The 13718-nt window shown below is 63.5% G+C and carries 12 protein-coding genes and 1 tRNA gene; 6 read left to right on the top strand and 7 right to left on the bottom strand.

The features are described 5' to 3' along the window. Positions 1-118 precede the first annotated feature (118 nt). Positions 119-784 (top strand): helix-turn-helix domain-containing protein, encoded by a 666-nt coding sequence (locus R1T44_RS07480; protein ID WP_153635389.1) that lies wholly within the window; start codon positions 119-121, stop codon positions 782-784. A gap of 140 nt (positions 785-924) precedes the next feature. Here the strand turns inward: R1T44_RS07480 and R1T44_RS07485 are convergent, their stop codons facing one another. From R1T44_RS07485 to R1T44_RS07495, 3 genes are read right to left on the bottom strand one after another with little or no spacing between them, the layout of a single operon-like run. Then, positions 925-2445, bottom strand: coding sequence for a tripartite tricarboxylate transporter permease (locus tag R1T44_RS07485; RefSeq protein ID WP_043335451.1), 1521 nt, complete (start codon positions 2443-2445; stop codon positions 925-927). Continuing rightward, the gene (locus R1T44_RS07490) at positions 2445-2882 is read right to left on the bottom strand and encodes a tripartite tricarboxylate transporter TctB family protein (protein WP_043335453.1); all 438 of its coding nucleotides are present in this window, start codon (positions 2880-2882) and stop codon (positions 2445-2447) included. The genes R1T44_RS07485 and R1T44_RS07490 overlap by 1 nt, the downstream gene beginning before the upstream one ends. Further along, entirely contained in the window at positions 2882-3856 is a 975-nt protein-coding gene (locus R1T44_RS07495; protein WP_317292823.1) for a Bug family tripartite tricarboxylate transporter substrate binding protein, read from the bottom strand. Before R1T44_RS07495 ends, R1T44_RS07490 begins: the two co-directional genes overlap by 1 nt. 625 nt (positions 3857-4481) lie before the next feature. Between R1T44_RS07495 and R1T44_RS07500 the strand changes: the two genes are divergently transcribed. Next, positions 4482-6128, top strand: coding sequence for an MFS transporter (locus R1T44_RS07500; RefSeq protein WP_153635391.1), 1647 nt, complete (start codon positions 4482-4484; stop codon positions 6126-6128). Positions 6129-6293: 165 nt separating this feature from the next. Here R1T44_RS07500 and R1T44_RS07505 read toward each other — a convergent pair whose 3' ends face one another. Beyond that, positions 6294-7250, bottom strand: a complete 957-nt coding sequence (locus tag R1T44_RS07505; RefSeq protein ID WP_225347780.1) for a Bug family tripartite tricarboxylate transporter substrate binding protein — start codon at positions 7248-7250, stop codon at positions 6294-6296. Positions 7251-7691: 441 nt separating this feature from the next. Between R1T44_RS07505 and R1T44_RS07510 the strand changes: the two genes are divergently transcribed. Together R1T44_RS07510 and R1T44_RS07515 are read left to right on the top strand one after the other, a co-directional pair. Next, positions 7692-8732: an adenosine deaminase gene (locus tag R1T44_RS07510; RefSeq protein ID WP_317292824.1), complete on the top strand. Its 1041-nt coding sequence runs from the start codon at positions 7692-7694 to the stop codon at positions 8730-8732. A 158-nt stretch (positions 8733-8890) separates the two neighbouring features. Beyond that, positions 8891-8964 (top strand) — tRNA-Gly (locus tag R1T44_RS07515). Positions 8965-9007: 43 nt separating this feature from the next. Here the strand turns inward: R1T44_RS07515 and R1T44_RS07520 are convergent. Next, positions 9008-9454, bottom strand: coding sequence for an HIT family protein (locus R1T44_RS07520; RefSeq protein WP_317292825.1), 447 nt, complete (start codon positions 9452-9454; stop codon positions 9008-9010). 333 nt (positions 9455-9787) lie between these two features. Here R1T44_RS07520 and R1T44_RS07525 point away from each other — a divergent pair, with 333 nt between their 5' ends. Further along, positions 9788-10426, top strand: coding sequence for a LysE family translocator (locus R1T44_RS07525; RefSeq protein ID WP_153635401.1), 639 nt, complete (start codon positions 9788-9790; stop codon positions 10424-10426). A 108-nt stretch (positions 10427-10534) separates the two neighbouring features. On the opposite strand, the gene R1T44_RS07530 is transcribed toward R1T44_RS07525, so the two are convergent. Then, the gene (locus R1T44_RS07530; RefSeq protein ID WP_153635402.1) at positions 10535-11533 is read right to left on the bottom strand and encodes a TRAP transporter substrate-binding protein; all 999 of its coding nucleotides are present in this window, start codon (positions 11531-11533) and stop codon (positions 10535-10537) included. A 168-nt stretch (positions 11534-11701) separates the two neighbouring features. Beyond that, complete coding sequence (gene dctP / locus R1T44_RS07535) at positions 11702-12715, bottom strand: TRAP transporter substrate-binding protein DctP (RefSeq protein WP_172978633.1); 1014 nt, start codon at positions 12713-12715, stop codon at positions 11702-11704. Between the two features lie 322 nt (positions 12716-13037). On the opposite strand from dctP, the gene R1T44_RS07540 reads away from it, so the two are divergent. Further along, a complete protein-coding gene (locus R1T44_RS07540; RefSeq protein ID WP_082388794.1) occupies positions 13038-13631 on the top strand; it encodes a Yip1 family protein in 594 nt (197 codons plus the stop codon). Positions 13632-13718: the final 87 nt, after the last annotated feature.

Here is a 13718-nt window from a genome sequence, read left to right on the forward strand (position 1 = left end):
GGCAGGCGCGTCATGTTCTGTCTGTCAGAACGTTATGGCATGATTCAAGTCCATTGAGACGGCATGGCACACGTTGCCTGTCAGCCTCGTTCTTCACCTGCCGTGGGAGCCCCGCCGCATGGCCAATCAACGTGTGGAAGCGGTCGAGCGTGCCTTGACGCTGCTGGAAGCCTTTACCCCCGCGACCCCTCGCCTGACGCTCAACGAGCTGGCGCAGGCCAGTGGTTTCTACAAGAGCACGATTCTGCGGCTGATGGGCTCGCTTGAGCACTTCGGCTATGTGGCGCGTGACAGCCATGGCATCTACTCCATCGGCGCGGCGCTGGGGCGTTTTGCCCAGCTGGCACCGGCGCTGCCGGCCCGCGAGGCTCAGCTGCGCGGCTGGTTGGCGGCGCTGAATGCCGCCAGTGGCGAGACGGCCAGCCTGATGCTGGTCGAGCATGGCCCGCTGGCCGAGGCGCGCCCGGTGGAGGGCGTGACACGCCCGCGTCAGGCGATGTGCCAGTACGCGCATGTCAGCCAGTGGCCGCTGCGTCATCAGCTGGAGGAGGGCGAGCTGGTCGATGAGGCGCTGTCCGCCTTGCTGCAGCAGTGTGTCGACAGTGGCGAGATCGAGACCGGTGAAGCCGCCGGCCTGTCGGTGGCGGCGTTGGCGGTCAGCGTCGCCCAGCATCACGACGAGGGGCTGGCACCGGCGGAAGTCATCGTGCTCAGTGGCCCGACGGCGCGCCTGACGCCTGCCCAGGCCCACCGCCTGCTCGCGCAGTGGCAGCAGGGCAACTGATGCGCGCTCACCAGTGACAGGAGTCTTGAAGTGCTGAAATGACATCGCCCCCGCCGGTCTTGCCGGCGGGGGCGATGTCATTTCAGAGCGCTGTCATTCAGGGCGTGGCACCTCATGAGAGGCGCGGACCCTGGCCAGGATCAGGCGTCGGTGGCGGCCTTGGCGGCGCTCATGCGGCGACGCAGGATGGGGCCGACGATCACCGGCAGCAGCAGACCGGCGATGGCGATGCACCACAGGGTCACGGCCAGCGGGCTGCCGATCAGGATGGTCCAGTCGCCGTCAGACAGCTGCATGGCGTGACGCAGGTTCTTCTCCATCTCTGGCCCCAGCAGCATGCCGAGAATGACCGGCACCAGCGGGATATCCAGCTTGCGCAGGAAGTAGCCAGCGACCCCGAAGGCGACCATGAAGTACAGGTCGAAGGTCGAGTGGCTGATGGAGTAGATGCCCACGAAGGCGACCATGGTCACCACCGGCAGCAGATACTTGGGCGGCACGGACAGCAGCTTGACGAAGATGCCGACCATCGGGATGTTCATCAGCAGCAGGATGACGTTACCGATCAGCAGCGCCGCGATCACGCCCCACACGATGTCGCCGTGCTGGGTGAACATCAGCGGGCCGGGGGTGATGTTGAGCGAGATCAGCATCGCCAGCAGCACCGCGGTGGTACCGGAACCCGGCACGCCCAGCGTCAGCATCGGCACCAGGGCACCAGAGGCGGCGCCGTTGTTGCCGGCTTCCGGGGCGGCCACGCCGCGCGGATCACCTTCACCGAAGTTGCCTTTCTTGCCGAGGATCTTCTTCTCCAGCGTGTAGCTGATGAAGCTGCCCAGCGACGCACCGGCGCCCGGCAACACGCCGGAAATGAAGCCCAGCACACCGCCACGGAAGGAGGTCGGCAGAATCGCGACGATGTCCTTCAGCTTCAGGGTCATCTTGTTCATGGCGATCATCGGCTTGCCTTCACCGGCGTGCTGTTCGATGAAGAACAGCAGCTCCGAGATGGCGAACAGACCGACGATGGCGATGATGAAGTCGATGCCCTCGAACAGCTCCAGCACATCGAAGGTGTAGCGCTGGGTGCCGGTGGAGCCATCGATGCCGACGGTGGCGATCATCAGGCCGATGGCGGCGGCCATCAGCGTCTTGACCGGATTCTTGCCGGTGATGCCGCCCAGGGTGGCGAAGGCCAGCACGAACAGCGCGAAGTATTCCGCCGGGCCGAAGGTCAGCGCGAAGCTGGCCAGCCACGGCGCCATCACGATCAGGCCGATGGTGGCGATCAGGCTGCCGATGAAGGAGGCGATCGCCGAGATGGCCATCGCTTCGGCGGCCTTGCCTTTCTGGGCCATCGGATAGCCATCGAGACAGGTCATCATCGCCGGCTCATCGCCCGGGATGTTGAGCAGGATCGAGGAGATGCGCCCGCCGTACATGGCACCGGCGTAGACCGAGGTCAGCAGGATAAGCGAGGTTTCCGGGCTCAGGCCCAGGGTGAAGGCCAGCGGAATCAGGATGGCCACACCGTTGGCCGGGCCCAGGCCCGGCAGTGCGCCGATCAGGGTGCCCAGGAAGGCCCCCAGCACGGCGAACATCAGATTCTCTGGCTGCAGGGCGATGCCGAAGCCCTGCATCAAGAAGCCAAGACTTTCCATTACGCCACCTCCAGGATGCCCAGCGGCAGTGGTAGCTCAAGCACGAAGTTGAACAGGGCGAAGACGACGATGCCGCCGAGCAGGCCTGTCACGTAAGCGCGAACCGGCTTGGAGCCCATGCGCCAGCACAGGGTGCCGACCGCAGCGGTGGTCGTGACGATGAAGCCCAGCGGCTCAAGCAGTGCGGTGTACAGGCACAGGATGACGATGGCCAGCACCATCTCGGCGCCGGTGCGGCTCCACGGCCATTGCTGGTCCGGGTCGGGGCGCACGATCAGATACAGGCTGCTCAGCGCCAGCACGATCGAGAGCACCGTGGGGAAGGTTTCGGGCCCGATGGACTCGGCCCCGCCGAAGGGTTCCGGGAACTGCTGGGCACCCCAGCCGTACGCGACGGCCAGGGTGAGCATCAGCAGACCAAAGATGCGGTCATTCATCAGCGAATCAGCCCAATGTCCTTGGAAAGGGTCTGGATGTCCTGGATCTGTGCCTTCACGAAGGCATCAAAGTCGGCACCCGATTTGTGGAACGGCATTAGGCCGCTCTTGGTCATCACATCTTTCCATTCTTCGCTTTCATAGACGCTGTCCAGCGTGGTGGTCCAGTACTGCTCGGCATCGTCGCTGACACCGGCCGGGATGTAGAAGCCGCGCCAGTTGGGGGCGACGGCATCGATGCCCTGTTCGCGAGCGGTCGGCACCTCAGCCAGCTTGCCCGGCAGGCGCTCTTCGGAGAGCACGGCCAGCACTTTCAGGTCGCCGGATTCCATGAAGCCCTGAATCTCGGAGATATCACCGGTGAAGGCCTGCACGTGGCCGCCGACGACCTGGGTGATGGCTTCGCCGCCGTTGTTGTAGGACAGGTAGGAGACCTTGGGCAGGTTCTCGACATCGGCAGCCTGGGCGGCGATCAGCACCTTGAGGTGATCCCAGCCACCTGCGGCACTGCCGCCGGCGAACTTGACGGATTTCGGGTCTTTCTTCAGCGTGTCCATCACCTCACTCAGGGTGTTGTACGGCGAATCCTTGGAGACGGCGATGGCGCCGTAGTCCGCGCCCAGTGCGCCGATCCACTCGACCTGGTCCTGATTCATGCCCGGGAACTGGCCCTGGGCCAGACGGGTGGTGGTCGCGGTGGAGGCGGCCACCAGCAGCTGCTCGTCACCGGCACGCTTGGAGACGGTGTGCGCGAAGGCGACACCGCCACCGGCACCGGCCATGTTGATGGTCTGCACGTTGCCCGGCACGAAATCGAGCTCAGACAGGATCTTGCCGACGCTGCGGCAGGTGAAGTCCCAGCCGCCGCCCGGATCAGCCGGCGCGATGCAGTCAACCTTGCCTTTCGGTTCGAAGGCGAAGGCCTGGGCGGACATGGCGGTGACCACCGCAGCTGTCAGGAGTTTGAGTGTCATATGACGTGTCATGGCGACCTCTGGTGTTATTGGATTGTGGTAGCGGCACATGTCGTGAGTCAGGTGCTGGCAGCGGTCGAGCGAGAAACTCGCCCTGCGCCGCGAACCTGACAGCAACCTTACAATTCTGTAAGGCGGAACTTTATTCTGTATGGTGAAATTAGACTGCCGCCCGATGGCTCGCAAGATACCCATTCGTCGCACCGACCTTGGTCGAAAGGCGTATTTGCGCACCTTTGTGGTGCATTTTTGTGAATGATCCGGCGGGATGTCGTGTCGGAATCTGGCGGTTTCCGACGCTCTCTTGCTTCTCTCTTGCTTTTCTCTTGTTCCTCTCTCACTCCTCTCTTGTTTCTCTCTCGCTTCTCTATCGCTGCTCTCTGGCTGCTCTTACTTGCCTCCCTCGCACCTCGCCCAGCAGGCCCGAGCGGGACGCTTGCGTCGCCTGCGTGAGCTGTGCGTTCACGGGCGTCATGGCTTGCTTGTCGTGTTTGAAACGTTATGCGGCGTTGCAGCAGAAGCGTGGCCATTGGGCTTTGGTCTAGCGTGTAGCCGGTAGCCAGACTGCGTGCTGACCGGGTGCCATCGGCAATCGTGCAAGGGGACAGGGGAGGGGAGAAGACTCATGGCCAAGGTGTTGGGCAGTGTGTGGGCGTTGTTGCTGGGTATCGTGCTGATCATGCTCGGCAATGGCATGCACTTCACGCTGATCGGTCTGCGTGGCGGCATCGAGGGCTTCTCCTCGGCGGAGCTGGCGATCGTCACCTCGGGCTACTTCGTGGGCTTTCTCTCCGGCGCGCGCTATACGCCGGTGCTGATCCAGCGGGTCGGGCATGTGCGGGTGTTCGCGGCACTCGGCAGCTTCATCTCGGCGGCCTTGATCGCCTTGCCGCTGCTGACCGAACCCTGGGCCTGGACGTTGCTGCGCCTGCTGATCGGCTTCTGCATGTCAGGCATCTATGTCACGGCGGAAAGCTGGTTGAATGCGGCTGCCAGCAACGAGACGCGCGGCAAGGTGCTGTCGGCCTACATGATGGCGCAGACACTGGGCATCATCGGCGCGCAGGGCCTGTTGACGCTGGGCGACGCCGCGACCTCGGTGCTGTTCATCTGTGCCTCCATCCTGGTGTCGATCTCCTTCGGGCCGATTCTGCTGTCGGCAGCCGTGGCCCCGGTGGTCGAGGTGTCGCGGGCCATGTCGTTCGCGAAACTGTTCAAGGCGTCACCGCTGGGCGCCATCGGCATCTTCCTGCTCGGCAGTGTCTATGCGACCCAGTCGGGGATGGGCGCGGTCTTCGGCACCCAGGTGGGCCTGTCGGGCTCACATATCGCTCTGTTCATCGCCATGCTGTTCGCCGGCGCGCTGGTGTTGCAGACCCCGATCGGCTGGCTGTCGGACCGCATGGACCGCCGCGTGCTCATCTGCGGCCTGTCCGCCGCAGGGGCAGGCTCATGTCTGTTCGGCTGGATGGCGGGCGATGCGCTGTGGCCGTTGATCGCCTCGGCCTTCTTTGCCGGGGGCGTGACCACACCGCTGTATGCGCTGCTGCTGGCCTTCACCAATGATTCGCTGTCGGCCGAGGAGATGCCGGGCGCCTCCGGCGGGCTGGTGTTCGCCTTCGGGCTGGGTGCCATCGTCGGGCCGCTGGCGGCAGGTGGCGCGATGGAGGTGATGGACCCCTACGCCTTCTGGCTGGTGCTGGCGACCACCTTCGTGGCCATCTCGCTGTATGCGCTCTATCAGATCACCCAGCGCGAGATGGTGCCGGTCGAGGAGACCGACAGTTACCTCAACATCCTGCCGACGGCGTCACCGATGGCGGTCGAGGTGGCGGTGGAGTGGGCGCATGAACACGCCGAGGATGAGCAGCTGGCCGCCGAGGCAGCCGAGGCAGCGGCGCAGGAAGAGGCCTTCGAGGTCGCGCTGGAAGAAGCCTTCGAGGAGGCATTGGAAGAGGCGCTGGATGAGGCGTTCGAGGCCAACGTCGCACCGCTGGAGGAGGCGGAGTTGGTGGAGCCGGATCACGAGTACGTGGCAGAGCCGCTGCTCGAGGCTGATGCCGACACGGAAATCGCGTTCGAGACGGAGCGGTTGTCCGAGCTGTTGCCGGGAGCGGAGCCTCGGTCACAGACAGCTTCTGAGACAGGTTCAGGCGCTGACACAGGTTCAAGCTCGGACTCAGAGCCGCACGAAGAGAGAGACCAGGCATCGTCCTATCAATTCGACTCCGAACATCAGCCGCCCAAGGGGCCCTGGCCCTCCATGCCTTGAGGTCGTTGGAAGCCAGTCAGTCGCAAAAAGACGCCACCCCGGCTAACGGGTGGCGTCTTTTTTGGGGCTGCCTTGAGCTTTTGCCAGTCTCGAGCGTTTGCCAGGCGAGCGCGGCGCTCAGGGCTCAAGGGTCTCAGGGAGCCAGTACCTCAGGGCTTCAGTTGATCACTGCAGGCCCAGCTCCTGCGACATCTGCTCGACATCGTTGACCTGCTGGGTGATGAAGCGATCCAACGCCTGGCCGGACTTGTGGAACGGCATCAGGCCGTTGTCCTGCATCACCTGCTGCCACTCGGGCGTCTCGGCCATGCGGTTGAGGGTCTGCTCCCACCAGTCGAAGGCGGCATCCGACGCGCCACCCGGCAGGTAGAAGCCGCGCCAGTTGGGTGCGACCACATCGATCCCCTGCTCACGCGCGGTGGGGATGTCGCTGTACTGGCCGGGCAGACGCTCTTCACTGAACACTGCCAACAGGCGCAGGTGGCCGGATTCGACGAAGCCGCGGGCCTCGGTCATGTCGCCGGTGAAGGCCTCCAGGTGGCCGCCCATCACCTGGGTGATGGCGACGGAGCCGGAGTCGTAGGCGAGGTACGGCAGGGCGCGCAGATTGTCGATGCCCGCCTCACGCGCCGCCATCAGCACCTTGAGGTGATCAAACCCGCCCGCGACATCGCCACCGGCGAAGCGCACCGCCTTGGGGTCTGCCTGCATGGCGGCCAGCAGCTCGTTCAGCGATTGGTAGGGTGAGTCCTCGGCCACGGCAATCACACCGTAGTCGGCGCCGAGAGTCATCAGCCAGCGTACGTCGTCGACCTTGCCGTCCTGATAGGCATGCTGGCCCAGGCGGGTGGTGGTCGCGCTCGAGGCGGCGACGATGACCTGCTCATCGGCGTGGCGCTTGGACTTCACATGCGCGAAGGCGACGCCACCGCTGGCGCCGGGCACGTTGAGGGTCTGCATGCCGGCAGGGATGAGGTTCTGCTCATCCAGCAGGCGGGCCACGCTGCGACAGGTGAAATCCCAGCCACCGCCGGGCTTGGCGGGTGCGATGCACTCCGTCTTGCCCTGCGGGGCGAAGTCGGTCTGTTCGTTCTGCTCCTCTTGGGCGGCGTTGGCGCTCAAGGGTGCCAGCAGGCCAAGGCTGAGCAGCAGGGCAGCAGGGCAGCGGGCAGGGCGCCAGTGCGCTGTCGAGATTGCTTTCTGCGTGAGAAGGGATGGCGTGCAGGGGATGTGGCGTGCATGGCTATCGTGTCCTTGGTGTTCAGCGTCGATCGTTATGGTTATGTCAGTCAGCGTGGCATGGGGCTGAGCGTTGCTGGCTGTCGCACGCTCATGACTGTTGTGATGAGCTTGTGTCGTGAGCTTGCGAGAGTGCGAATGAACGAAAATAGCCTATTTCGGCGAGTCGCGAAAAGGCACGGCAGGCGGGCAGTGAGTAGAGAAATCGCATTTCCCGCGCCGTCACTCCTCAAGGTGGTCTCGGGATTGCTAGAATTGCGCCATCAGGCTGTGGTGAGCGCTCCGCGATCTTCCAGCCGCCGCCTTTCATTGAGGAGACGGGCCATGACCCTTACCCCGCGCATGCACGACTTTCTCGCCCGCCTGCCCAAGGTGGAGCTGCACCTGCACATCGAAGGCTCGCTGACGCCGGCCTTGATGTTCGAGCTGGCGGCGGAGCAGGGCATCACATTGCCCTACGCCACCCTGGAGGAGGTCGAGGCGGCCTATGACTTCGCGGACCTGCCTGCCTTCCTCGCGCTCTATTACCAGGGCATGGGCGTCTTGAATGATGAGTCACACTTCTACCGCCTGGCGCAGGACTACTTCCGCCGTGCGAGCGCCGATGGCGTCAAGCATCTGGAGCTGTTCTTCGATCCGCAGGCGCATCTGGCGCGTGGCGTGAGTCTGGAAACCCAGTTCGCGGGGCTGGAGCGCGCCTGTCGTGAGGCAGTGAAGGAATTCGATATCACCTCGGCGCTGGTGCCGAGCTTCCTGCGTTGTCATTCCGCGGCGTCTGCGCGCGAGCTGTTCGACGCGCTGATTCCCTTTGAATCGCGCTTCGTGGGTGTCGGCCTGGACAGCGCCGAGATCGGCAATCCGCCGGAGAAGTTCACCGAAGTCTTCCAGCTTGCGGGGGAGCGCGGCTGGCATCGTGTCGCGCACGCAGGTGAGGAAGGCCCGGCAGAGTACATCCGCACGGCGCTTGAGGTGCTGGGGGTGGAGCGTATCGACCACGGTGTGCGCTGCCTGGAAGATGCCGCCCTGGTCGCGGAGCTGGCCGAGCGGCGTATCCCGCTGACGGTGTGTCCGCTGTCCAATGTCGCGCTCAAGGTGGTGGAGCGCATGGAAGACCACCCGCTGCCGAAGCTGATCGATGCGGGCCTCAATATCACCCTCAACTCGGATGACCCGGCCTATTTCGGCGGCGGCATGCTCGACAACTTCATCGCCGTGCAGCAAGCGCTGAACCTCAGCGAGGCGCAGTGGCTTACCCTGTGCCGCAACGCCATCGACGCCGCCTTCCCGCAGCGCGGCGAAGGCCTCGGCATGAGTGACGCCCGCCGTGGTCTGCTGCTGGCGCAACTCGATAGCTGCGCAGCCTGAGAATTATCACCGGCGCTTGAATACTGAATGCAATCAACGGCTTGGCCACCAACATCGCCAGTACGACGCCGCCTGCGGCAACCGCTCCATCAGATGTTGCTTGACCGCGCTAAGTCGTTGAGTACAATGCAGTTCTGGCGTGCGCAATGCACCGCCCTGCGGGTGTAGCTCAATGGTAGAGCAGAAGCTTCCCAAGCTTAAGACGAGGGTTCGATTCCCTTCACCCGCTCCAGATTCTTCAAAAAAGCCTTCCGAATGGGAGGCTTTTTTGTTTTTCACTCACAACGTTGGCGTATATCTTCCGCCAGCTCGGCCAACTTCTCATCACTTTCACGTGGGCCATCCGCGCTGACAACGTAGCCATCGTATTCGGTCATGTAGTACTTCATCTTCGAGTTTCTGGCCTGCCATTCGCCTGGCTGTGTGCCATGCAGCGGGATGAGCTTGGCGTGCAGGTGGTTGACGCCGTAGCCCTCGAAGATGATGGCGGTGCGTGCTACCCCGAAGTAGGCGTCGAGCTTGCGCGCCACGCGGCGCGTGAAGCGCATCAGGCCGAGAATCACCTCATCGTCTTGTTCATACACGCAGCTGCCCAGGTGGCGTTTGGGGATGACGACCGTGTTGCCCGGAGTAGAGGCAAAGATGGAGAGGAAGGCCAGGAACTGCTCGTCTTCGGCCACGACATGGCTTGGACTGTGGCCCGCAACGATCTGACAAAACACGCAGTCACTCATGGTTCTTCCCTGGTAGTTTAGTGTCGCCAGATTCGTCCTGAATCTGGGGCAGAGTTCTGTGATCAGAGCTTTTGTGAGCAGGGCACTTGTGAATAGCGCTCGGCAGTCTCCTTGCATGAGTGAAGTGTGATGGAGGCTGGTTGTCAATGCCAGGCAGCCCCCGCAGAAGTGGTTATCGGCAGCAACAACGTGCTCAAAGAGGGGAGCGGCTATCTTGCCGAGCCGATCGGAGCGAAAAGTGTTGCTGACGTGGCGGAGAGTCGCGATATTGGCAGGTCACCTTTCAGCAGTTCGTCACTCGTTGAACGACAAGGAAACCCAGTGGAACTCACCGTCTGGCTGGCATATGTCAGCGTCATCACTGCCTTGATCACCTTTCCCGGGCCGTTTGCGTTGCTGTGCATGGATCATGGCCTGCGCCACGGCCGACGCCGCTCGTTCGCGACGGTGGTGGGTGGGGCGGCGGCGTCACTGGTGTTGATGGCCTTATCGTCGCTGGGCCTCGGCGCAGCATTGGCGGCCTCCGAGACGGGGTTTCTGGTGCTGAAGATCGTCGGGGCGCTCTATCTCATCTATCTGGGCATTCAGGCCTGGCGGGCGCCATCCCAGCCGGTGGTGTTCGATGCCGTGGGGGAAGACGGGCAGATGCGCGCCCGAGCCACGCGTTGGCAACTGTGCCGCAAGGGCTTCGGTATCGGGATCAGCAACCCGAAGGACCTGCTGTTCTTCGGCGCGCTGTTTCCCAACTTCATCGACATGGCCCAACCGCAGCTGCCCCAGTTCGTGGTGCTGGCGCTGACCTGGCTGGTGGTGGACCTGCTGACGATGAGCACCTACGCCCATGCGGGTTCCAGCATCAGTCGCTGGTTTGATAGCCACCGGCGCGTGCGGCTGTTCAATCGCACCACGGGCAGTCTATTCGTCGTGGCCGGCGCGGGACTGGCGGCGTCGCATCGTTGAGCAGAGCCCCGCTCTATTGCACAAGACGTGAAGCGCACGAAGACGACAACGGCACCCGAGGGTGCCGTTGTCGTGTCTGGAGCCTGTCGATCATCAGTGCTTTCGGGCTCAGCGCTCAGGACGTGATTCGAGATACTTCGTCAGCAGTTCGCGATCTTCACTGGTGACCTTCTGCTTCCAGCTTTCCACCACATGCTGACTGGCCTCCTCGAGGGCATCCTGCAGCTCAGGTGGGGCCGGGGTGATCAGCTTCGCGCCGTTCTCCTGCAGGATGGCGTAGGCCTCGTCCAGCACGCTGTGGGTGGCCGTCCAGCCGGCAGACTCGGCGGCATGCGCGGCATCGATCAACGCCTGCTGCTGCGCCTCTGTCAGGTCGTCGAAGCTATCGCGATTCATGTGGATGATATTGAGCGGCATCGCGTAGTTGAGCGTGGTGAAGTGGGGCATGTAGCGGTAGAGCTCCGCACTGACACCGCCCATCGCGGAGGTCAGCGCGCCGTGGATGCTGCCACCGGGCAGCAGGGGTTTGAGCTCTCCCCAGCTCATGACCTGAGGCGCCGCGCCCAGATTGAGCAGCACACGCTGCGTGTTGCGGTCGTAGGTGCGGATCGGCATGTCCTTCAGGTCATCACCGTCAGCGATAGGCGCTTTCGACCACAGGCCGCTGGGCGTCCACGGCAGGGCATACAGCAGGATCTGGTTGTACTCGGCGAGCAGTTCCTCGTAGCGCGGCTTCGCGACCACGTACAGGCGGTGAGCTTCATCGAGGTCGTAGGCGATCGCCGGCAGTGAGGAGATGCCGAAGAAGGGGGCTTCCTCGGCGAGCGCGCCACTGAGTGTCGCGGCGATGTCGATGACACCGCCGGCGGTGGCCTGTAGGTGACTGGCGGAGCGAATGTCCGAGCGCAGCGTCAGCGTCAGGTCGCCTTCGGACTGGCTGGCGACCTGCTGACTGAATTCGGCAGCGCGTTGGCCCATCATCGTGTCGGGCTCGTAATCGCTGCTCATGCTGAGGGTCGTCTGGGCGTGCGCGCTGAGTGCGCTGATCAGGCCTGCCGTGGCCAGGCCAGCGGACAACAGCGCGGAAATGCGTGAGGAAGACGTCATGGGGAATCCTTTCTTTTTGTCATTGACCTTTGCCCGCTAGGGTAGTGCATGCCTGCGTTTATGCTCAGGTGAATCGTGACGTCGCGCATTTTCCCTGCGCTGTCGGGAGAGGTTGCCGCGTGGGGTGGCCGTCATGGCCAAGGTCGGTGGCGTGGGCGCGTGCCTGACTCAGAGGGCATCGCGTTGTGCGAGATAGCGATCCAGCAGTTCGCTTTCCTCAAGGTCAACCTTGCTGCGCCAGCTCTCGATCACGCTGACACTGGCGCGTGCCAGTGAGCGCTTGAGTTCGGGCGAGAGCGGATTGCTGACCGTCACGCCGGCCTCTTCCAGCTGGGCATGGGTCTGCTCCAGGACGCTGGCGATGGCGTTCCAGCTGGTGTCTTCGATCTCGGTCGCGGCGCTGAGAAGGGCCTCGCGCTGGGTGTCGTCGAGCGCTTCGAAGCGTGACCGGCTCATGTGAACGATATTGAGCGGCATGGCGTATTGCAGCGCGGTGTAGTGATCCAGCGTGCGGTTGAGCTCCGCCGTCAGGCCGCCCAGGGCCGAGGTCATCACTGCCTCGATACGGCCTTCGGCCAGCTGCTGTTGCATCGGCTCCCAGCCGAGCACGGTGGCGATGGCGCCAAGGTTGAGCAGTACGCGTTGGGTATTGCGGTCGTAGGCCCGCACGGGCACGCCCCGGAGGTCATCGCGTGTGGTGATCGGCTTGCGCGACCACAGCCCGCTGGGCGGCCAGGGCAGGGCGTAGAGCAGAATCTGGTCATGCTCTTCCAGCAGCGCTTCATAGCTGGGGCGCGCCAGGCGGTAGAGTTCGCGCGCCTGATGCGGGTCATCGACCAGGGTCGGCAGCGAGCTGAGGCCGAACAGCGGCATTTCGGCGGCCAGCGCGCCGCTGTGGGAGTCAGCCAGCTGGATGATGTCGGCGTTGATGGCCTCGAGATGATTCACCGAGCGCAGCCGACTCAGCGGGCCTTCTCCGAAGGAGATCTCGAGCTCGCCCTCGCTGAGCGATGCTACCTGATCGACGAACTGCTGGGCGCGCTGGCCCATCATGGTCTGGGGGCCGTATTCGCGGCTCATGGTCAGCTCGACAGGCTCCGCCTGGGCGGGCGTGCCCAGGGTGGCAAGGCCCAGTGCCAAGCCCACGCCGAGCGCTCTCTTGATGCCGAACATTCTCTTCATGTCGAGCACTCCCTGCATGACAAGCACTGCCTTCATGCCGCTACGCTGTCCGATTAGCATTCGTCGTTATCCATCCATAGGGGGTAAATCAAGTATCCCTCAAAAGTGCAGGGCGTGCTGTCGCTGTCTCGATCAACGCTTCCCCGGTTGGCCTGTTTCACGCCTGCACCGGCACGATTCGGAAGGGGCAACGGGCGTTGAACTGCCAGTTGGCGCAATGTGGTCTACGCTCAAATCATGGCTGTGCAACTGCCCTGACACGAACTCCGCGCCGGGACCGCATGGCCGGATTGTCGACGACTGTCAACGGGAGGTAGACCACATGCTGACCCACGTATGGGGCTTGATGGCGCATCCGCAACGGGAATGGCAGACCATCCGCAAGGAACACGAATCCATCACCCACCTCTACGCACATCATGTGCTGCTCATGGCGCTGGTGCCTGTCATCTGCGCCTACATCGGGACCACGCAGTTCGGTTGGAGCCTGACGGAAGGCCACGCCATTCTTCTGGAGCCTCTGGATGCCTTCTTCGCCGGTATCGCGTTCTATATCGCCATACTGACAGCGATCGGCTTCATGGGCACTGTCATTCACATGCTCTCGCAGCGTTTCTCGGGGCACCCCAGCCGCCGGCGTTGCATCATCTTCGCGGGCTATGTCGCCACGCCGATGTTCCTCGCGGGGCTGGTCGCGCTCTACCCTGTCATCTGGGTGTGTATCCTCGCGGGCACCATTGGCCTGTGTTACAGCGCATACCTGCTGTATCTGGGCATCCCGCCACTGCTCGACATCTCCAACAAGGAAGGCTTCCTCGTCACCGGGTCGACACTGGGGATCGGGGTGCTGGTTCTCGAGGGCCTGCTGGCGGTCACCGTGCTGCTGTGGGGGTATGGCGCACGCTGGTTCATGTAGTCCTTCGCGGCACGTAGGCGTCAGTCTGCTGATGCCATCGGCGCGAAAAAGCGTCTCTGCAACGCCTCGCCTTCATCGGCGGGGCGT

The organism is Cobetia amphilecti (genome assembly GCF_032923285.1).
GTDB lineage: Bacteria > Pseudomonadota > Gammaproteobacteria > Pseudomonadales > Halomonadaceae > Cobetia > Cobetia amphilecti.

Coding starts and splice junctions, on each gene's coding strand:
- dctP (WP_172978633.1), bottom strand. CDS start 12,715: ATGAAGAGAATGTTCGGCATCAAGAGAGCGCTCGGCGTGGGCTTGGCA.
- R1T44_RS07530 (WP_153635402.1), bottom strand. CDS start 11,533: ATGACGTCTTCCTCACGCATTTCCGCGCTGTTGTCCGCTGGCCTGGCC.
- R1T44_RS07490 (WP_043335453.1), bottom strand. CDS start 2,882: ATGAATGACCGCATCTTTGGTCTGCTGATGCTCACCCTGGCCGTCGCG.
- R1T44_RS07480 (WP_153635389.1), top strand. CDS start 119: ATGGCCAATCAACGTGTGGAAGCGGTCGAGCGTGCCTTGACGCTGCTG.
- R1T44_RS07495 (WP_317292823.1), bottom strand. CDS start 3,856: ATGACACTCAAACTCCTGACAGCTGCGGTGGTCACCGCCATGTCCGCC.
- R1T44_RS07485 (WP_043335451.1), bottom strand. CDS start 2,445: ATGGAAAGTCTTGGCTTCTTGATGCAGGGCTTCGGCATCGCCCTGCAG.
- R1T44_RS07540 (WP_082388794.1), top strand. CDS start 13,038: ATGCTGACCCACGTATGGGGCTTGATGGCGCATCCGCAACGGGAATGG.
- R1T44_RS07510 (WP_317292824.1), top strand. CDS start 7,692: ATGACCCTTACCCCGCGCATGCACGACTTTCTCGCCCGCCTGCCCAAG.
- R1T44_RS07500 (WP_153635391.1), top strand. CDS start 4,482: ATGGCCAAGGTGTTGGGCAGTGTGTGGGCGTTGTTGCTGGGTATCGTG.